This is a genomic window from Pseudomonas sp. Leaf129 (genome assembly GCF_001423465.1).
In the GTDB taxonomy this organism is placed as follows: Bacteria; Pseudomonadota; Gammaproteobacteria; order Pseudomonadales; family Pseudomonadaceae; genus Aquipseudomonas; species Aquipseudomonas coleopterorum.
Map to the genome: position 1 here is coordinate 826,453 of NZ_LMOC01000001.1, position 18,393 is coordinate 844,845.

The 18,393-nt window shown below is 63.2% G+C and carries 17 protein-coding genes; 8 read left to right on the forward strand and 9 right to left on the reverse strand.

The window, feature by feature from the left end:
• Positions 1-2 precede the first annotated feature (2 nt).
• A complete protein-coding gene (locus ASF66_RS03670; protein ID WP_056842769.1) occupies positions 3-1,136 on the reverse strand; it encodes a glycerate kinase in 1,134 nt (377 codons plus the stop codon).
• A 225-nt stretch (positions 1,137-1,361) separates the two neighbouring features.
• On the opposite strand from ASF66_RS03670, the gene ASF66_RS03675 reads away from it, so the two are divergent.
• Positions 1,362-3,629: a heavy metal translocating P-type ATPase gene (locus tag ASF66_RS03675; protein ID WP_056842770.1), complete on the forward strand. Its 2,268-nt coding sequence runs from the start codon at positions 1,362-1,364 to the stop codon at positions 3,627-3,629.
• On the opposite strand, the gene ASF66_RS03680 is transcribed toward ASF66_RS03675, so the two are convergent.
• The 3 genes from ASF66_RS03680 to ASF66_RS03690 all read right to left on the reverse strand — a co-directional run bounded on the left by ASF66_RS03680 (position 3,624) and on the right by ASF66_RS03690 (position 5,650).
• A complete protein-coding gene (locus tag ASF66_RS03680) occupies positions 3,624-4,592 on the reverse strand; it encodes an XdhC family protein (RefSeq protein ID WP_056842771.1) in 969 nt (322 codons plus the stop codon). The genes ASF66_RS03675 and ASF66_RS03680 overlap by 6 nt on opposite strands.
• 174 nt (positions 4,593-4,766) lie before the next feature.
• The gene (gene uraH, locus ASF66_RS03685; protein ID WP_049859518.1) at positions 4,767-5,168 is read right to left on the reverse strand and encodes a hydroxyisourate hydrolase; all 402 of its coding nucleotides are present in this window, start codon (positions 5,166-5,168) and stop codon (positions 4,767-4,769) included.
• 14 nt (positions 5,169-5,182) lie between these two features.
• Complete coding sequence (locus ASF66_RS03690; protein ID WP_056842772.1) at positions 5,183-5,650, reverse strand: GlcG/HbpS family heme-binding protein; 468 nt, start codon at positions 5,648-5,650, stop codon at positions 5,183-5,185.
• A gap of 134 nt (positions 5,651-5,784) precedes the next feature.
• On the opposite strand from ASF66_RS03690, the gene ASF66_RS03695 reads away from it, so the two are divergent.
• The 3 genes from ASF66_RS03695 (at position 5,785) to ASF66_RS03705 (ending at position 8,500) form a co-directional block, all read left to right on the forward strand.
• Positions 5,785-6,459, forward strand: coding sequence for a heavy metal response regulator transcription factor (locus ASF66_RS03695; protein ID WP_056842773.1), 675 nt, complete (start codon positions 5,785-5,787; stop codon positions 6,457-6,459).
• Entirely contained in the window at positions 6,452-7,876 is a 1,425-nt protein-coding gene (locus tag ASF66_RS03700; RefSeq protein ID WP_056842774.1) for a heavy metal sensor histidine kinase, read from the forward strand. The genes ASF66_RS03695 and ASF66_RS03700 overlap by 8 nt, the downstream gene beginning before the upstream one ends.
• A gap of 93 nt (positions 7,877-7,969) precedes the next feature.
• Entirely contained in the window at positions 7,970-8,500 is a 531-nt protein-coding gene (locus tag ASF66_RS03705) for a Dps family protein (RefSeq protein WP_056842775.1), read from the forward strand.
• 47 nt (positions 8,501-8,547) lie between these two features.
• Here the strand turns inward: ASF66_RS03705 and ASF66_RS03710 are convergent, their stop codons facing one another.
• The 4 genes from ASF66_RS03710 to ASF66_RS03725 all read right to left on the reverse strand — a co-directional run bounded on the left by ASF66_RS03710 (position 8,548) and on the right by ASF66_RS03725 (position 12,914).
• The gene (locus tag ASF66_RS03710) at positions 8,548-9,024 is read right to left on the reverse strand and encodes a copper chaperone PCu(A)C (protein WP_056842776.1); all 477 of its coding nucleotides are present in this window, start codon (positions 9,022-9,024) and stop codon (positions 8,548-8,550) included.
• Positions 9,024-9,629 carry an SCO family protein gene (locus tag ASF66_RS03715; protein WP_056842777.1) on the reverse strand — a complete coding sequence of 202 codons (606 nt, stop codon included), beginning with the start codon at positions 9,627-9,629 and terminating at the stop codon, positions 9,024-9,026. Before ASF66_RS03715 ends, ASF66_RS03710 begins: the two co-directional genes overlap by 1 nt.
• A 206-nt stretch (positions 9,630-9,835) precedes the next feature.
• The gene (gene glsB, locus ASF66_RS03720) at positions 9,836-10,744 is read right to left on the reverse strand and encodes a glutaminase B (protein ID WP_049859512.1); all 909 of its coding nucleotides are present in this window, start codon (positions 10,742-10,744) and stop codon (positions 9,836-9,838) included.
• Positions 10,745-11,102: 358 nt separating this feature from the next.
• The gene (locus tag ASF66_RS03725; protein WP_056842778.1) at positions 11,103-12,914 is read right to left on the reverse strand and encodes an ABC transporter ATP-binding protein; all 1,812 of its coding nucleotides are present in this window, start codon (positions 12,912-12,914) and stop codon (positions 11,103-11,105) included.
• A 118-nt stretch (positions 12,915-13,032) separates the two neighbouring features.
• Between ASF66_RS03725 and ASF66_RS03730 the strand changes: the two genes are divergently transcribed.
• The 3 genes from ASF66_RS03730 (at position 13,033) to ASF66_RS03740 (ending at position 15,832) form a co-directional block, all read left to right on the forward strand.
• A complete protein-coding gene (locus tag ASF66_RS03730; RefSeq protein ID WP_056842779.1) occupies positions 13,033-14,106 on the forward strand; it encodes an FUSC family protein in 1,074 nt (357 codons plus the stop codon).
• Positions 14,107-14,221: 115 nt separating this feature from the next.
• Positions 14,222-14,527: a DUF6482 family protein gene (locus ASF66_RS03735; RefSeq protein ID WP_049859509.1), complete on the forward strand. Its 306-nt coding sequence runs from the start codon at positions 14,222-14,224 to the stop codon at positions 14,525-14,527.
• Positions 14,528-14,701: 174 nt separating this feature from the next.
• Positions 14,702-15,832 (forward strand): lactonase family protein, encoded by a 1,131-nt coding sequence (locus ASF66_RS03740; protein ID WP_056842780.1) that lies wholly within the window; start codon positions 14,702-14,704, stop codon positions 15,830-15,832.
• A 9-nt stretch (positions 15,833-15,841) separates the two neighbouring features.
• On the opposite strand, the gene pcsA is transcribed toward ASF66_RS03740, so the two are convergent.
• A complete protein-coding gene (pcsA, locus tag ASF66_RS03745) occupies positions 15,842-16,561 on the reverse strand; it encodes a phosphatidylcholine synthase (RefSeq protein ID WP_049859507.1) in 720 nt (239 codons plus the stop codon).
• A gap of 404 nt (positions 16,562-16,965) precedes the next feature.
• Here pcsA and ppnN point away from each other — a divergent pair, with 404 nt between their 5' ends.
• A complete protein-coding gene (gene ppnN, locus ASF66_RS03750; protein WP_056842781.1) occupies positions 16,966-18,339 on the forward strand; it encodes a nucleotide 5'-monophosphate nucleosidase PpnN in 1,374 nt (457 codons plus the stop codon).
• The last annotated feature ends 54 nt before the right edge of the window (positions 18,340-18,393 follow it).

Below are 18,393 nucleotides of genomic sequence, written 5' to 3' on the forward strand. Positions count from 1 at the left end.
TGCTAGCGGCGCAGTTGCCAGAGCAAGGCGATATCTCGGGCGCGAGCGCTGAGCAGCTCACCTGCATCGCTGCAGGCCTGCTCCAGGGTCATCGGCCCGGAGGCCAGGGAAAAGGCGGCGCCGATCCCGTGGTTGTAAAGCTCTTGATAGCCCTCGCCCAGCGTGCCGGCCAACACCACCACCGGGACGCCTGCGTCGCGCGCGAGGCGCGCGACACCGAAGGGCGTTTTTCCGCGCAGGGTCTGCGCATCGAAGCGCCCTTCCCCCGTGATCACCAGATCGGCACCTTCCACAGCCTGGGCGAGGCCTACCAATTGCGCCACGACTTCGACGCCTGGGCGGAACGAGGCGTCGAGAAACGCCTTGGCCGCGAAGCCCATGCCGCCGGCCGCTCCGCATCCCGGCAGGTTGCGGTGATCGTGGCCCAGAAGTGGTGCGCAGTGATCGGCAAAGTGGTCCAAGGCCTTGTCCAGGGCCACTACCTGTTCCGGCGTGGCGCCCTTCTGTGGGCCGAAAATATGGGAGGCGCCGTGTGGGCCGCACAAGGGGTTGTCGACATCGGCTGCGACTTCGAACTGCACCTCGGCCAGGCGCGGATCGAGACCGCTGATATCGAGCGCGCTCAGGTTCGCCAATGCCAGCCCACCACGGGGCAAGTCGGCGCCTTGGGCGTCGGTCATACGCAAACCCAGCGCGCAGAGCATGCCGGTACCCGCGTCATTGGTGGCGCTGCCGCCAATGGCGAGAATGACGCGCCGCGCGCCGGCTTCCAGCGCGGCAGCAATCAGCTGCCCGGTGCCATAGGTGCTGCTGGTGCAGGCATCGCGCTGCTGCCGTTCGAGCAACTGCAATCCGCTGGATTCGGCCATCTCGATGATTGCGGTACGTTCGGCCGACAGCCAGCCCCAATGCGCTTCGGTGGGCTGTCCCAGGGGGCCTTCCACGGTGAGGCTGCGCAGCTCGCCCTGACAGGCGGCCATGATGGCCTGCATGGTGCCTTCGCCGCCATCGGCCATGGGCCGTTCGACGAGTTGCGCATCGGGGAGCGCCTGGCGCAGTCCGCGGGCAATGGCCGAAGCCACATCGGCGGCGCTGAGGCTGTCCTTGAATGAGTCAGGTGCGATAACGATCTTCATGGCCGTTCTCCAGTTCTTGTACGTCCATGCTGCCAGTTTCACCGCGCCGGCGCGACTCCCGCAGGAGCGGTCATCGGCCGCGAAAGGCGTGATGCGGTGTGGCTGGTACACGGCGGTGCCCTTTTCGCGGCCGCTGACCGCTCCTACGCAGAGTGGTGTCGGGCTTGACCTTCCCATGATGGGAAGGGTCAAAGTCGAGGCTTGGAATGGAAGAAGGAAGTGGGCATGGCGGCGAATGAAGGAGCGATCGAGCTGGGCATTCAGGGGATGACCTGTGCGTCCTGCGTGGGTCGGGTCGAGCGGACACTGAGCAAGGTGGCCGGGGTGACGGCGGTGGCGGTCAACCTGGCCACCGAGCGCGGCCGGGTGGAAGGCGATAGCGCGCTGGACGTGCAGGCACTCATCGCCGCCATCGACAAGGCTGGCTACAGCGCCAGACTGATCGAACACACCGGCGAGGAGCTTGATCGAGCCAGCCAGGAACACCTGGACGACGCCACCCGCCTGCGGCGCGACCTGCGCGGGTCGGTAGCGCTGTCGCTGCCGGTAGTGATACTGGAAATGGGCACGCACCTGATACCCGGTTTTCACGCCTGGCTCGACCAGCACCTCGCTCAGCAGAGTAACTGGCTGCTGCAGTTCGCCCTGACCACCTTGGTGCTGCTCATCTGTGCCAAACGCTTCTACGTCAAAGGCGTCCAGACGTTGCTGCGCGGTGCGCCGGACATGAACTCGCTGGTCGCGGTGGGCACCCTCGCCGCCTACGGCTTTTCCCTGGTATCGACGTTCGCGGCCCACGTGCTGCCCCCTGGCACGGCAACGGTCTACTATGAAGCGGTGTGCGTGATCATCTGCCTGATCCTGCTGGGTCGCACCTTGGAAGCCCGCGCCCGTGGCCGTACTTCCCAGGCGATCAAGCGCCTGCTGAACCTCCAGCCACAGACCGCCTGGGTGCAACGCCAAACCGGGCTGATGGAAGTCCCGCTGGCGCAGTTGGTGCAGGGTGACGTGGTGCAAGTGCGCCCCGGCGAGCGGATCGCGGTGGACGGCACCGTCGTAGCAGGCGACAGCTTCGTCGACGAATCGATGCTCACGGGCGAACCCATGCCGGTCCGCAAGGTGCGCAACGACAACGTCGTCGGTGGCACGCTGAACCAGAACGGCACGCTGCAGATACAGGCGACCGCGTTGGGCAGCGCCAGCCTGCTCGCCCGTATCGTCGCCATGGTCGAACAGGCTCAGGGTAGCAAGTTGCCGATCCAGGCGCTGGTTGACCGGGTGACGCTGTGGTTCGTGCCGGTGGTCATGGCTCTGGCGCTGGCCACTTTCGTTGGTTGGTACTGGCTGGGCCCTCAGCCCGCGCTGGGCATGGCGCTGGTGCATGCCGTGGCAGTGCTGATCATCGCCTGTCCCTGTGCGATGGGCCTGGCAACGCCCACCTCGATCATGGTCGGCACCGGTCGCGGTGCCGAACTGGGCATTCTGTTTCGCAAGGGCGAGGCGCTACAGCGGCTCAAGGAGGCCCGCGTGGTCGCACTGGACAAGACCGGCACGCTAACCGAAGGCCAGCCGCGCCTGACCGACCTGCAGCTTGCACCTGGCTTCACCCGCGATCGGTTGCTGCCCCTGCTGGCAGCGGTCGAGGTTTTTTCCGAGCATCCGCTGGCCCTGGCCATCGTGGCGGCGGCACAGGAGGAACAGCTGACCTGGCCTCAAGCGCGGGACTTCCAGGCGCACACCGGCTACGGCGTAAGCGCCACGGTGGATGAGCAAAACGTGGCAATCGGTGCCGAGCGCTACATGGCGCAACTGGGTGTGGATACCGCGCCGTTCGCCAGCGCCGCACACGCGCTGGCCGAACACGGCAAGACCCCACTGTATGCCGCAGTGGATGGCCACCTGGCTGCAGTCATCGCCGTGGCAGACACCCTTAAGCCCTCTACCCAGGCTGCGATTCAGACGCTGCATGCCCTGGGCCTGAAAGTCGCGATGATCTCAGGGGATGACCGCCGCACCGCCCAGGCCATCGCCGCCCAATTGGGCATCGATCAGGTGGTGGCCGAGGTGCTGCCCAAGGGCAAGGTGGACGCCGTTCAGGCCCTGCAGCGCGAGTATGGCCTGACGGTCTACGTAGGCGACGGCATCAACGATGCGCCGGCGCTGGCCCAGGCCGATGTCGGCATTGCCGTGGGCAGTGGCACGGACATCGCCATCGAGGCGGCGGATGTGGTGCTGATGTCGGATAATCTGGGCTCGGTGGCCACCGCCATCGCGCTGTCGACGGCGACGCTGAACAACATTCGTCAGAACCTGTTCTGGGCCTTCGTCTACAACGCTGCCCTGATCCCCGTGGCTGCGGGGCTGCTCTACCCGATCAACGGGCTGACCCTGTCGCCGCAATTCGCGGCGGGGGCCATGGCCTTGTCGTCGGTTTTCGTGCTGGTCAATGCGCTGCGTCTCAAAGGCTTTCAGCCGCCCGCCGCGCGGTCATAGGTGCTGCCGGTCGATGCCATTGGCCGCACGCAGGATATCCGCCATGACCGCAAGGGCGATTTCGGCGGGTGTCTTGCTGCCCAGGTTCAGACCGATGGGTGCATGGATACGCTGCTGTGCATCGGCGTCCAGACCGCCGATGCGCTGAAGGCGCTCGAAACGCTTTTCACTGGTGCGCATCGAGCCCATGGCACCGATGTAGAAGGCTGGTGTGCGTACCGCTTCGAGCAGGGTCAGGTCGTCGAGTCGAGGGTCGTGGGTCAACGCCACCACGGCTGTCGCCGAATGGCAGCCGCCTTCGGCGATGAACACCGCGGGCAAGACTTCATGGACCTGCACGCCTGGCAGGTCGAGACGGGCCAGGACTTCGGGGCGTGGTTCGCAGAGGATCACTTCGTAGCCCAGGCTCAAGGCGAACCCGGCACAGAACTCGGCCACCGGCGACAGGCCGGCCAGGATCAGGCGCTGTACGGCGCCGATGCGGATGCGGATTTCTTCATCGCTCACCAGCACCCGCGCATCGCCCATGCTCCCGGGGCTAATGCTGCGTTGATCGCTTCCGGGTACGACCTGGCGAGCCACCAGCTGGCCGCCGGCGAAGGCGTGTTCCACCTGCTGCAGGTGCTCCCGCGTCGCGTCGCCGGGCGAGAGGTATTCCACCAGCACATCCAGAACGCCGCCGCAGGGCAGCGCCATGGTCGGCGCCAGGCCGCCGTCGCCGTAGCGCACCACCTGATTGACCGGCGTGAAAAATCCGGCGGCGACGCGCTCGAGAAAATCGTCTTCCACACAGCCACCCGACAACGAGCCGCAATGTTCGCCATTATCCAGAGCGACCAGCATCGCCCCCGGCCCGCGTGGCGCCGAACCGAAGGTCGACAATACCGTGCACAGCCATACGCCCCGGCCCTGGCCAAGCCAGGCCTGGGCCTGTTGTATGACTTGCAGATCAAGCTGCTTCATCGATGGACACCCGTCATGATCCTGCGCAATTCCCCGGCGCCCTGCCCTGCGGCGCTGCTCTGGTGCAACAGACCGCAGGCAGGGGGCAATAGTTTTCCGGGTATGGCGAAAGCACGGCGGCCATCCTTGCAGGCGCCTGACCGCAGCCGGGCACTTGCATCACTGCCCGTACGACTAGGAACCGCGATAGGTGCTGAAGCCGTAGGGGCTGAGCAGCAACGGGATGTGGTAGTGCTGCTCGGTGTTCTTGACCTCGAAGATCACCGGAATTTCCGGGAAGAACGTGTCATGGCCAACCTTGCGGTAATAGTCGCCGGTCTTGAACACCACGCGGTATTCGCCCGCAGCGAACGGGCGCTGCTCTGGGAACAGCTCGGCGATGCGCCCTTGCTCGTTGGTAACGCCCTTGCCCAGTGCTTGCCACTGGTTGCCCTGATGCTGCTCCAGGGTCACTTCGATACCGGCCGAGGGTACGCCGGTTTCCAGGTTCAGTACGTGGACGCTCAGGGGATTGGCAGCCATCGCCAGGCCGGACAGCGAGGCCAGGCTGATGGCCAGAAGAGTCTTTTTCAACATGGTGCAGCGCTCCTTCAAGGGTGAGTGGCCAGACCGACGGATTCGGTGGCCTTGATTGCACAGGCTTCGTCCTGCTCGGCGCCGCCGGCGCCGGCAATGCCAACGGCGCCAACCAACTGCGTGCCCTCGTAGACCGGCACGCCGCCGCCAAGCAACAGCAACTGCCCCAGGGAAGTCAGGTTGGCGGCTTCGGGGTTGTTGCGGGCGCGCTCGGCAAAGGCCCGGGTCGAGGTCTTGGTCGAGAGTGCGGTGTAGGCTTTCAACCGCGCCGCTTCGGTGTTGTGCGGGCCCACCGCGTCGCCGCGCTGCTGGACGATGACGTTGCCGCCACGGTCCAGGACCGCCACCGCGGCCACGCAGCCACTGCCGTTGGCCAGTCGCTGGGCGGTTGCCAGGTCCAGGTCCGGATGCTGGGCCAGCGCAGCATGGGCTTGCGTGGCCAGCAGGCAGCTCAGGGTGAATGTCATGCAAAGGGCTTTCATCGGGCTTCTCCGTGATCAGTGGCAACCACGTTAACAAGCCCGCCCCGACAGAACCCCGTCGCAGGGATTACAACTTTGTAATAGGCAATCGGGCGGCGGAGGCCTAGCCTATGCGCGGGTACAGGAGCTGAACGATGCGTGTGTTGCTGGTTGAAGATGAAGCGAAAACGGCGAACTTTCTCGCCAAGGGGCTGGGTGAATCCGGCTTTTCGGTAGACGTGGCGCTCAATGGGCTGGATGGACGCTATCTGATCGAACAACAGGCTTATGACCTGGTGATTCTCGATGTGATGCTGCCCGGCCTGAACGGCTGGCAACTGCTCAAGCTAATCCGTCAGCGAGGCGCGACACCGGTGCTGTTCCTGACCGCCAAGGACGCCATCGAAGACCGCGTGCGCGGGCTGGAGCTGGGCGCCGACGACTACCTGGTGAAGCCGTTCGCCTTCGCCGAGCTGCTGGCGCGGGTGCGCACGCTGTTGCGTCGGGGCGCGGTACGCGAGGTCGAGCACTACCAGGTGGCCGATCTGGAAGTGGACGTGCTGCGCCGTCGAGTCAGCCGCGGTGGACAGCGCATCAGCCTAACCAACAAGGAGTTCGCCTTGCTGCACATGCTGATCAGCCGGCCCGGCGAGGCGCTCTCGCGCACATTGATCGCGTCCCAGGTGTGGAACCTGAATTTCGACAGCGACACCAACATGGTCGAGGTAGCGATACGCCGCCTGCGCGCCAAGGTCGACGACCCATTCATCCCCAAGCTGATCCATACCGTGCGCGGCGTCGGGTATCGGCTGGAGCACCAGGATGAGTGAACGCCGCCATTCCCTGGCCTGGCGGCTGGCGCTGGCCGTGGCGGTGGTCTGCACGCTGGCGATGAGTGCGGTCGCGGTGTTTCTGTACCGTTCGCTGGCGGCTGAAATTGCCTACCGCGACGACCTCGCCCTGCTGGGTCGGCTCGAGCAGGTCCGCACTCTGCTCCACGACAGCGACAGCCTGGGCGCCCTGCAGCAGCGCCCTCAGTTGTATCAGAACATGCTTGGCAATCAGGAGAGCGTGCTGCGCGTGCGCCGCGCCGATGGCAGCCTTGTGTTCGAAATCAACCCCCATGGCGAAACACTGCGCGATCCGCCGCGCATCGCTGTGGGTCAGCAACCAAGCCGGGCCGACATTCGTCAGGACCGTAACGCCTTGTTGCTGGCCGGTGACGCGGTCGGTCCGGCAGGCGAAGCGCTGACGGTGATGGTCGGCAAACGCCTGCACGAGCGCGAAGCGATCCTGGCCAGTTATCGGCTGCGTCTGTACCTGGCCGTGGCGGCGGGGGCATTGCTGGCCTGGATCATCGGTCTGCTGCTGGTACGGCGGGCCCTGACGCCCCTGCGCGATATGGCCGACGCGCTGGCCCTCATCGACCTGCGCAATCTGCATCGACGGCTCGCCGATACCGCCGCGCCCCTGGAATTGCAGGCGCCCATCCAGGCGCTCAACGGCATGCTGGCGCGGCTCGAACAGGGTTTCGAACGGCTCTCACAATTCTCGGCCGATCTGGCCCACGAAATTCGTACCCCGCTGCACACGCTGCTGGCCAGCACGGGTCAGGCCCTCAACCAGCCTCGTAGTCCGGATGAATACCGTGAATTGCTGGGTTCCAACATCGAGGAGTACGAGCGTCTGAACCGCATGGTGGAAAACCTGCTGTTCCTGGCCCGTGCCGACCACGGGCAGCGCCCGGTGCACCTGCAGGCCATCGACCTTGCTCATCTGGGCGAAGAACTGTGCGACTACTTCCAGCTGCTGGCCGATGAGCGCGGAGCATGCCTGGAGCATTCGCTGCACGGGACGTTGAACACCGACCTGCAACTGCTGCAACGGGCCTTGGGCAATCTGCTCGCCAACGCGGTGCGCCACGCCCGCACCGGCACGACTGTGCGGTTGAGCCGACACGATGACGGGGCGTTCGTGCGCCTGTGCGTACGCAACGAAGGTGACACCATCGCGCCTGAGCATTTGCCGAGGTTGTTCGATCGCTTTTTCCGCATCGACCCAGCGCGCACCGAGCCCGGCGACTCAGGTGGCCTGGGGTTGGCCATCGTGCAATCGATCATGACGTTGGTGAATGGCAAGGTGAGTGCGTCCAGTAGTGACGGCGTGACGACTTTTACTTTGAGCTTCCTGAATGCAGGCGCTGTACGGCTTGATTCCAACCCTGATAGCGACCCTTCATCGGTGTGATTGAAAAAATCTCTGAGCAATCCGGTTCGCAGCGCGGTCGATTGAATTAGTGGTTACAAACCCTATCCCGCAACCTGTACCAGGAGATTTCAAATGGCCGTTGCCAATGTGAAACAGGAACTCAAGACCGTATCGTCCGTCAAGGCCAAGGCCGAAAAAGGCGAAGGCGCTCGCTTGCAGAACCAAGCCGAGGTTGGTCAGGAACTGGCAGTGCTGCTGTCTGACGTCTTTGCGCTGTACTTCAAAACCAAAAACTACCACTGGCACATGAAAGGCTCGCATTTCCGCGATTACCACCTGCTGCTGGAAGAGCAAGCCACTCAGATCTACGCCATCACTGACCTGATCGCCGAGCGCGCCCGCAAGATCGGCGAGCCGACTGTCCGCTCGATGGAGCAGATGGTGCAACTCAAGCGTCTGGCCAGCAGCGAAGCTGCCGACCTGTCGCCGGAAGACATGCTGACCGAGCTGCATCACGACAACCAGTCCCTGGCTGCCTACATGCGCACTACCCACGGCGTCACTGACGAAGCCAACGACCTGTCCACCACCAGCCTGCTGGAAGAGTGGATCGACCAGGCGGAAGAGCGCGCCTGGTTCCTGGGTCAAACCGTCGGCAAGTGATTGCGACGATGCAACTGTGAGGCCGGCAGCGCCCTGTTGCCGGTCATTCAGTGAGCGTGAGCGTGGTCGGGTGCATTCAGTGCCCTGGCCACGGCGTTTACCTCCAGCGTTTCTTCCTCTCCCTGTGCATTCTTGATCTTCAGGGTCAATGGCACCGTATCACCCTCTTTCACCTGCTTGACCAAGCCCATCAACATCACGTGATAGCCGTTGGCATCGAACACGACCGGTTCGCCGGCGGGCAGACTGACTTCGTCCACCGGCAACATGCTCATCACGTCGCCTTTCATGGTCGACTGGTGGATCTGCGTGTCCTTGGCAGCCGGTGACTGCACGCTGAGCAAGGTGCTGTCCGAATCCGCCGTCAGCGTCATGAATGCGCCGGTAGCCGGCTGGCCTGGAACCGTGGCACGCGCCCAGGCATCTTCCACGGTGGTTTGGGCCATGGCATAGCCGGAGAGGCTCAGGGCGACTGCCAGGAAGGTGGATTGGCGCAGGGCTTTCAATGTGGCAGCAGGTTTCATCAGCAGACTTCCATTACGGTGAGCAGATCCTCGGCGCACTCTTGTGCGGTGAGGGAATGGGACAGACCCAGGCGCAGCACGCCTCGGGAGTCGTAGACGTAACTGGTCGAGGTATGGGAGATGGTGTAGGTATCCCCTACCGGGACCTTTTCGTAGAACACCTTGAACTCCTTCGCCACCTCGGCGGTTTGTTCAAGCGTACCGCGCAGGGCCACGAAGGTGGGGTCGAAGAGTTTGACGTAGGCGTCGAGCACTTCCGGCGTGTCGCGTTCGGGGTCCAGGGTGATGAAGATCACCTGCAGGCGGTCACCGTCGCGGCCCATGAGTTTCTTGGCCTGGACCGCACGCGCCAAGGTGGTCGGGCAGACGGCCGGGCACTGGGTGAAACCGAAGAACACCATGGGCATCATGCCGCGGAAGCTGGACAGGGTCTTTTCGTTGCCCTGCGGGTCCTTGAGCCGGAAGGTGCGGCCAAGGATCTCGTTGCTCAGGTCCTTGCCGTACTTGAACGACAGCGTATTGCTGTCGCCACATCCGGCCAGCACACCGAGACCGAGAATGCCCATGCCGGCGAGTACTCGGCGGCGGGTCGGGAAATCGTTCATGCCATATCGCCCTCTGAAGAGGGCCGCAGTTTAAGGTCCACAGCGGCGCTTGGGCACTGCAACCTGTCACATTTTGTTTAATCGCGGACGGTCAGGCCTACCGTGCCATGCCCTTCACGGCCGATGACCGCTCCTACGGATGCACGCTGATCGTGTAGGAGCGGTCCGTGGCCGCGAAAAGCCCCCTCGGTCGCTCTGGCCTCTACCTAGAAAACCGACCAGCCGATCCGCTCGCTGAGCAGCTCCAATGCAGCCATGCCGGCCAGCGAGTTGCCGGCAGGGTTGAGTTCCGGGGACCAGACGCACACCGTGAACTGCCCCGGCACCACCGCGACGATGCCGCCGCCTACCCCGCTCTTGCCGGGCAACCCGACGCGGTAGGCGAAGTTGCCCGCCTCGTCGTACAGCCCACTGGTGGCCATGATCGAGTTGACCTGCTGGGTCTGGCGCCGGGTCAGTACCTGCTCGCCACTGTGTTTGCAGTAGCCGTCGTTGGCCAGGAAACAGAAAGCCCGGGCCAGATCGACGCAGTCCATGCGCAACGCGCAGTGGCTGAAATAGCTGCGCAGCACCGCCTCGACGTCGTTGTGGAAGTTGTCGAACGACTTCATCAGGTAAGCCATGGCCGCATTGCGCGCCCGGTGCTGGTATTCCGATTCCGCCACCCGGCCATCGACGATCACCTGAGGGTTGCCCGACAACCGCCGCGCCAGGTCGCGCATCGACAGCGCAGGAGCGGCGAAGCGCGACTGGTTGATGTCGCAGATCACCAGCGCACCGGCGTTGATGAACGGGTTGCGCGGCCGACCCCGTTCGAACTCCAGCTGCACCAGGGAATTGAACGGCTGCCCGGACGGCTCGTGACCCAGTCGCTGCCAGATGTCTTCACCCGAGTGGCCGATCGCCTGGACCAGGCTGAACACCTTGGAAATACTCTGAATGGAAAACGGCGTGTGGGCATCGCCGGCGCTGAACACTTCACCATCGTTGCCGTACACGGCAATACCCAGTTGCGCGGCGGGTACATCGGCCAACGCCGGAATGTAATCGGCCACCTTGCCTTGTCCGATCAGAGGGCGGACGGCATCCAGTATTTCAACCAAAAGCGCTTGCATCGGGCTACTCGCATCAAGGGATCAAGCCGTAGACGGCGGCACTTGCAAACGCATCACAGATCCGCTGTGCATGAGAGTGGCGGTATATCCGCCGGACCGCAGTGCACCCTTCGCGGGCAGAGGGCTCGCCGCCCGCCCCGCTCCCACAAGGTGCGGTGGCGATCCTGTGGGAGCGGGCTCTGCCCGCGAAGAAGTCAACGCGGTGCATCTGCTGATCCGCGGTGCGCCCTTCGCGGGTAGAACCCGCTCCCACAGGGTCCACATTGCACTCACGTTCACCACCACACCTTGTGGGAGCTGGGCGGGCGGCGAGCCCTCTGCCCGCGAAGAAGTCAATGCGGTGCATCTGCTGGACCTCTCAGCGATAACCCCGCGCCTGCAGGTCGAACAGTTCGGCATAACGCCCCGCCTGGGCCATCAGTTGTTCATGGTTGCCGCGCTCCAGCACCCGGCCCTGTTCCAGGACCACAATATGGTCGGCATTGCGCACACTCGAGAAGCGGTGCGAAATCAACAGGGTCATGCGGCCCTTGGCGTACTCGCGGAAATGCTCGAACACCGCCGCTTCGGCGCTGGCGTCCAGTGCTGCGGTGGGCTCATCGAGAATCAGAATGTCGGCATCGCGCCGCATGTACGCCCGGGACAGCGCCAGCTTCTGCCATTGCCCACCGGACAGCTCCTGCCCACCCGCAAACCAGCGCCCCAACTGAGTGGCATAGCCGTGCTCCAGACGCTCGATAAACGGCTCGGCCGTACCCTGCACCGCCGCCTCGCGCCAGCGCTGGGGGTTATCGAACGCACGGGTGTCACCCACCCCGAGGTTTTCCCCGACGCTGAACTGATAGCGGATGAAATCCTGGAAGATCACGCCGATACGCTGACGCAGCGCCTCTTCCTGCCAGTCCTGCAGATCGCTGCCATCGAGCAGGATGCGTCCCTCGTCCGGCCGGTACAAACGCGTCAGCAGCTTGATCAAGGTGGTCTTGCCTGAACCGTTCTCGCCCACCAGCGCCAGGCTCTTGCCCGGCATCAGGTGCAGGTCGATACCCTGCAAGGTGGCGCGGTTGGCGCCTGGATAGCGAAAGCCCAGCCCTTCACAGCGCAGACCGTCGCCCGGCTTCACGCCCTGAGTGAGATCGCCCCGAGTGGCCTGCACCGGGTAGGCCAGATAGTCATAGAGGTCCGCCAGGTACAAGCCGTCTTCGTACAAGCCGCCGATCGCCGTAAGGCTGCTGCTGACCGCGCTCTGCCCCTGCTTGAACAACACCAGGTACATGGTCATCTGCCCCAGGGTGATGTGTCCGTTCACCGTGTCGATGACGATCCAGCCATACGCCAGATAGAACGCCGTCGTCCCCAGCAGACCCAGCACGAAACCCCAGCCGTCCCGGCGCAAGGTCAGACGGCGGTCCTCGGCATACAGCTTGGTGAAGGTGTCGCGATAGCGCTGCAGCAAGAGCGGCGCGAAGCCGAACAGCTTCACCTCCTTGATGTAGCCCTCGTGGGAAAGCAGCGTTTCGATGTAGTTCTGTCGACGGGTTTCCGGTGCGCGGCGGCTGAACAGGCGGAAGGCATCGCCGGAAAAATGCGCTTCGGCAAAGAACACCGGCAATGCGCCAATCACCAGGATCACCAATGCCCACGGCGAGAAATGCACCAGCAACACACCGAAGCTGACCAGGGAAATCAGGTTCTGCACCAACCCCAGCGACTTGCTCACCAGCGCCAGCGGTCGCGTGGACGCTTCACGGCGCACGCGCACCAGCTTGTCGTAGAACTCCGAGTCCTCGAACTGCATCAACGAAAGCGTCTGGGCTTTCTCCAGAATCAGTGTATTGACCTTCTGTCCCAGCTGGACACGCAGCAGCGCCTGTTGCACCGAGAGGCCGCGCTGCGCTGCGGCCAGCAGTGCCAGCACACCGGCTTCCATCAGGACATAGCGCAGCACCGGCCACAGTGGCGCAGCGCCGGTCTGCTGATGCAGCTGCATGGCAGCCACCACTGCATCGACGATGCGCTGGCCCAGCCAGGCTGCCAATGCTGGCAGGATCCCTGCGGCCAGCGTGGCCAGTACCAGTCCCAGCAGCAGGCCGGGTGAAGTTGCCCAAACCAGTTGCAAGGCACGTCGGGCCTGGCCCATAAAATTCTTCAAGCGAGAGAAGTCGAGCATCGACAAAAGCGTTCCTTGAACAAGATATATGGCCGCAGCCATGACACAATTTACCTTCCAGCCCAGAGTCGACAGCTGTGTGGCGGACTTATTCCAGGTACCCATGGTCATTTAACGGATGAATGCATTCAAATCCATTGCTCTACCCTTCTGGTTGCGCCGCGTGCTGCGGCCGTTGCTTGATCCCTACCGTCGTTACCGGCACGCGCGCCTGATCCACGCCGCACGCATCGTCGCCGCCTTGCTGGTGTCCATCCTGCTGACCAGTGGCTTCAACCTGCCTCACGGCGAGTGGGCATCGGTCACCCTGCTGATCGTCATCGGCGGCCTCCAGCACCATGGCAATATCGGCAAGAAATCGGTGGAACGTGCCTACGGCACCCTCATCGGCGCCGCGCTCGGGCTGGCCGTGGTGGCCCAACAGAACTACTTTGAACTGCCCATCGTCACTTACCTGCTGATGTCGGTGGCCTGTGGGTTCTTCGCCTACCATGCGATCGGCAAGGGTGGCTACACGGCGCTGTTGTCGGCCATCACGTTGTTCATCGTCGCCGGTCATGGCGACAATCCGATCACCGACGGCCTGTGGCGCACCGTCGACATCCTCATCGGCATCGCCCTGGCCTTGGCGTTCTCGTTCGCCCTCCCGCTTTACGCCGTGTATTCCTGGCGCTACAACCTCGCCACCGGATTGCGCGGTTGCGCGACCATCCACAGTCGGATCGTCAGTGGCCAACCGGTGTCGGCCGATGAACACCTCAAGTTGATGGCCAAGCTCAACGCGAACATGGTCCAGCTACGCTCGCTGCTGCCGTCGGTGTCCAAGGAAGTGAAGATCTCCATGACCGAGCTGGACGCGATCCAGGGTCATTTCCGCATGTGCCTGAGCACTCTTGAAATCCTCGCCAACCTGCGCCCCAGCGGGACCGACCGCAACGCCATGGCGCAATTGCAGCAGTGCCTGAGCGGTGAGCACCGGCACATTCGTCGGCAACTGGTGGGCATGGCCCGCGCCTTGCGCGATGGTTCCACCGAACGGCTGGAGCGCAACTACGCCAGCGCCGATGCGGACGCGCCCAACGTGGTGCCCGGTGAGCTGATCGGGTATCGCCTGCTGACGCTGCAATTGGTCAATAACCTCGACGGGCTGCAGCAACGATTGGCCAAGACCGCGAGCCGCTGGAAGATCTGATGCGGCGCGCGCGAGGTGCCGCGCGATGGAACTCCCTCAGCGTGGCCAGCCTCAAACCTTGCATGGGGCAAGAGCGATGGCCACTCCGGTCCATCCCGCCATTTCGAGGTCGCGCATGAACATCGATAAATTGAGTAGCCACGTCAATAATGGCGAAATCCACGAAGTGAACCTGGTCTCCATGGAAGGCGGCTCCTACGTGCTGCACGCCATCCTAGAGGGTGTTTCCCAGCCGGTGGCCAGTGACAATGGCGCGACCATTCACGTCGCCTCGGTCGAGGAAGCACGCAAGGTGCTGGCCGGTGTCGCCGACATCAAGTTGTTCCTTGTGCAGGGCAACGCTCATGACGAGATGATCGGCAACCCCGAGGAAGGCAACCACATCATGCGCGAAGAAATTCCCCTGCGTTCCAGCCTGTAATCATCACCTTTGTAGCAGCGGCGCCAGCCGCGTCAGGCCACACCGCGTTCACACTGACCTGTCGCGGAGGCGGCCGACGCGGCTTGCGCCGCCGCTACACACGGTAGGGTCCTTTACTTCGTTGCAGTGCACTCATAGGATGACTGATCACAACAACAAAACCGAGGATCATTCATGCGTAAACATTTGCTTCTTGCCGCTGCCATTGGTTGCGCGGGCGGTATGGCTCAGGCCAACACCTTTGCCTATATCTCTAGCCCCGACGACGGCATGATCTCTCAATACCGCCTGGACGAAACCACCGGCTCCCTGACTCTGCTGCACCAGACCCCTGCTGGCGACAAGGTCAACCCCATGGCAATCAGCCCGGATAACTCGACTTTGTATGCCGCGCTGCGGGTCGAGCCCTTTCGAGTGATCGCCTACCGTATCGACCCAGTCACTGGCCAACTGACCGCCGCCGCCGAAGCACCGCTGGCTGCCAGCCTGGCCTACCTGAGCACTGATCGCAGCGGCCGCTATTTGATGGGCGCCTCTTACGGGGGCAACGTGCTCACCGTACAAGCCATCGATTCAGAGCATCGTCCGGCCAAGGAAAGCAAGGTCTACCCTACCGGCCCTTATGCCCACTCGGTGCGCAGCGACCCCAGCAACCATTTCGTCTACGCCACCTCGCTTGGGGATGAGAAGGTGATGCAGTTCTCCTTCGACCAGGAGAGCGGCGCACTGGAGCCCATCGGCCCTGCCCATGCGACGGTGACAGCCGGTAGCGGCCCGCGGCACATCGCATTCGCGCCAGGAGGCAAGTTTCTCTACGTAGTGGGTGAGCTGAGCGGTACGGTCGACAGTTTTTCCATCGACTCACAGACAGGCGCTCTGACCAAAGTGGCCCATGCCGAAGGCGTGCCCAAATCTCTGAATCTGGTACAGGGCGAAATCCGCAACGCGGCCAACAACGACCTCAAGGACGACCCTACGCCGAGGATCTGGGCTGCGGACATTCGCGTTTCGCCGGATGGTCAGTTGATCTACATCACCGAGCGCACCACCAGCTCCGTCTCGGCATTCAAGGCCGATCCTAACAGCGGTACCTTGAGCTTCCAGGGCAATTACCCCTTGCAGGAAAAACAACCGCGCAATATCGCCTTCTCACCCAGTGGACGCTGGTTGCTGGTGACCGGCGAGAAAGCCGACAAGGTGGGAAGTTATGCGGTGGGTGCGCAGGGTGCATTGACCCGCACCGCGGAGGCGCCTTCAGGCAAAGGCGCCCTGTGGATCGAGATGCTCAACCTGCCCGGCGCTTGAATCCAGGCATCAAGCGCGCAGGCGGCCGAGCCATTCGACCACTGTGCGCCAGACGCAGATGCCCAGGAAATAAGCCGACATCAGGCTCCACAGCCCCATCGCCACCGGGTTGCTGGCCGGATGATTGAGGATCAGCACGAAGGTGCACAGCAGCCAGATCGAGGTCACGGCGATGTTGATCGCCATGAAGCGACGAACCCGGAACGGGTGCAGGAACTTCATCTTGGTGACGGTCAGCAGAGCCAGACCGATCACGCTGAGCAGCGCCACCCACGGCGACGGCGAAATGATGTACATGCACAGCGCGACCACGTTCCACGCCGCCGGGAATCCAACGAAGTAGTTGTCTTTGCTCTTCATGTTGACGTTGCAGAAACAGAACAGCGACGACACCAGGATGATGCTGACGGTGATCAGCATGGTGAATTCGGGCAAGGGGATGTAGCGGTAGATGAACAGCGCCGGAATGAACACGTAGGTCAGGTAGTCGATCACCAGGTCCAGCGTCGAGCCATCGAAATGCGGCAGTACCGACTGGGTGTTGAGCTTGCGCGCCAGCGAGCCGTCGACGCCGTCGACCACCAGCGCCAGGCCCAGCCACAGCAGGCAGATCTTCGGCTGTCCATCGAAAAGCGCCAGTGTGGCAAGAAAGGCCAGCACCACGCCGGTGGCGGTGAAGCCGTGGGCGCCCCATGCTTTGAGCGTGGCCGAGGGTCTGATCAATATCACGGGTGTTCTCCAGGAAGTAGACGGGCCAAGACAATCGCTGGCAGGTATCCACAGCATTGACCCGAAAGCGGCCTCTGTAAAAGGGTGGGCCGCAGCTATCGACCGGGCGTGTGGGGGTAAGGTTCACGACTCGGTCCCCGTAAGTGTCACAGGTAACGCAGTGTGCTGCCAAGCGATTCACTGCATTGAAGTTTTTATGGCGACGGACGTTGACCGACGCGCAGCGGCCCGGAGTAAGATGAGACCAGTGTCGATCAGCCCCATGCCCAGGAGGAAACGGTTTTTCATCACCAGGACAAGCAGACCCAGCGCCCGGGCCAGACAGCCTGGGGCCGGTGAAGTCGCTCATTATCCAGATGGGGCGGCCCGTGTGGCCGCGCTACAGTGCGTTAAGGGAATATAGAATGGCCCCAAGAAATGTGATCAATGCCTCGGTCAGCCCCAAGGGCAGCCTTGAAACCCTCTCCCAGCGTGAAGTCCAGCAACTCAGCGCCGCCGGTTCCGGCAGTACCTACACCCTCTTTCGCCAGTGCGCCCTGGCCATCCTCAACACCGGCGCCCATGTCGACAACGCCAAGACCATCCTCGATGCCTATCAGGATTTCGAGGTACGCATCCACCAGCAGGACCGCGGTGTTCGCCTGGAACTGCTGAACGCTCCGGCCGACGCCTTCGTCGACGGCGAAATGATCGCCAGCACTCGCGAAATGTTGTTTAGCGCGCTGCGCGATATCGTCTACACCGAAAGCGAGCTGCACAGCCAGCGCATCGACCTGAGCGACTCCCAGGGCATCACCGACTACGTCTTTCATCTATTGCGCAACGCCCGCACCCTGCGAGCCGGCCTAGAGCCCAAGATGGTAGTGTGCTGGGGCGGCCACTCGATCAATTCGGACGAATACAAGTACACCAAGAAAGTCGGCCACGAACTGGGCCTGCGCAAATTGGACATCTGCACCGGCTGCGGCCCCGGCGTGATGAAAGGCCCGATGAAAGGCGCCACCATCGCCCATGCCAAGCAGCGCATGAGCGGCGGACGCTACCTGGGGCTGACCGAACCGGGCATCATCGCGGCGGAAGCGCCGAACCCGATCGTTAACGAGCTGGTCATTCTCCCGGACATCGAGAAGCGTCTGGAAGCGTTCGTGCGCGTCGGTCACGGGATCATCATCTTCCCCGGCGGCGCGGGCACGGCCGAGGAATTCCTGTACCTGCTGGGCATCCTGATGCACCCGGACAATCAAGGGCTGCCGTTCCCGGTGATCCTGACCGGGCCCAAGAGCGCCGAAGCGTATCTGCAGCAACTGGATCATTTCGTCGTGGCGACGTTGGGCGAAGCGGCGCGAGAGCACTACCAGATCATCATCGACAACCCGGCCGACGTGGCGCGGGAGATGACCGAGTCGTTGAAGAAGGTCAAATCGTTCCGCCGCGAGCGTAACGACGCGTTCCACTTCAACTGGCTGCTGAAGATCGAGGAAAGTTTCCAGCGTCCCTTCGACCCGACCCACGCCAACATGGCCAACCTGGAACTGAGCCGCGCCCTGCCCCCGCATCAGCTGGCGGCCAACCTGCGCCGGGCGTTTTCCGGCATCGTGGCGGGCAACGTCAAGGACAAGGGCATTCGCCTGATCGAAGAACACGGGCCGTACCAGATCCGCGGTGATGCCGCAGTGATGGAGCCGCTGGACAAATTGCTGCAGGCGTTCGTCGAGCAGCACCGCATGAAACTGCCGGGTGGCGCAGCCTATGTGCCCTGCTACCGCGTTGTGACCTGATCCCTCCCTCTCCATGATCCGCTCCCACACCCCTGCGTGGGAGCGGCCATCGGC

What these genes read in the sequence shown, in the direction of transcription:
- ppnN (WP_056842781.1), top strand. Translation starts at nt 16,966, where the DNA reads ATGGCCCCAAGAAATGTGATCAATGCCTCGGTCAGCCCCAAGGGCAGC.
- ASF66_RS03710 (WP_056842776.1), bottom strand. Translation starts at nt 9,024, where the DNA reads ATGAAACCTGCTGCCACATTGAAAGCCCTGCGCCAATCCACCTTCCTG.
- ASF66_RS03690 (WP_056842772.1), bottom strand. Translation starts at nt 5,650, where the DNA reads ATGAAAGCCCTTTGCATGACATTCACCCTGAGCTGCCTGCTGGCCACG.
- ASF66_RS03700 (WP_056842774.1), top strand. Translation starts at nt 6,452, where the DNA reads ATGAGTGAACGCCGCCATTCCCTGGCCTGGCGGCTGGCGCTGGCCGTG.
- uraH (WP_049859518.1), bottom strand. Translation starts at nt 5,168, where the DNA reads ATGTTGAAAAAGACTCTTCTGGCCATCAGCCTGGCCTCGCTGTCCGGC.
- ASF66_RS03670 (WP_056842769.1), bottom strand. Translation starts at nt 1,136, where the DNA reads ATGAAGATCGTTATCGCACCTGACTCATTCAAGGACAGCCTCAGCGCC.
- ASF66_RS03735 (WP_049859509.1), top strand. Translation starts at nt 14,222, where the DNA reads ATGAACATCGATAAATTGAGTAGCCACGTCAATAATGGCGAAATCCAC.
- ASF66_RS03715 (WP_056842777.1), bottom strand. Translation starts at nt 9,629, where the DNA reads ATGAACGATTTCCCGACCCGCCGCCGAGTACTCGCCGGCATGGGCATT.
- glsB (WP_049859512.1), bottom strand. Translation starts at nt 10,744, where the DNA reads ATGCAAGCGCTTTTGGTTGAAATACTGGATGCCGTCCGCCCTCTGATC.
- ASF66_RS03675 (WP_056842770.1), top strand. Translation starts at nt 1,362, where the DNA reads ATGGCGGCGAATGAAGGAGCGATCGAGCTGGGCATTCAGGGGATGACC.
- ASF66_RS03730 (WP_056842779.1), top strand. Translation starts at nt 13,033, where the DNA reads ATGAATGCATTCAAATCCATTGCTCTACCCTTCTGGTTGCGCCGCGTG.
- ASF66_RS03725 (WP_056842778.1), bottom strand. Translation starts at nt 12,914, where the DNA reads ATGCTCGACTTCTCTCGCTTGAAGAATTTTATGGGCCAGGCCCGACGT.
- ASF66_RS03680 (WP_056842771.1), bottom strand. Translation starts at nt 4,592, where the DNA reads ATGAAGCAGCTTGATCTGCAAGTCATACAACAGGCCCAGGCCTGGCTT.
- ASF66_RS03740 (WP_056842780.1), top strand. Translation starts at nt 14,702, where the DNA reads ATGCGTAAACATTTGCTTCTTGCCGCTGCCATTGGTTGCGCGGGCGGT.
- ASF66_RS03705 (WP_056842775.1), top strand. Translation starts at nt 7,970, where the DNA reads ATGGCCGTTGCCAATGTGAAACAGGAACTCAAGACCGTATCGTCCGTC.
- ASF66_RS03695 (WP_056842773.1), top strand. Translation starts at nt 5,785, where the DNA reads ATGCGTGTGTTGCTGGTTGAAGATGAAGCGAAAACGGCGAACTTTCTC.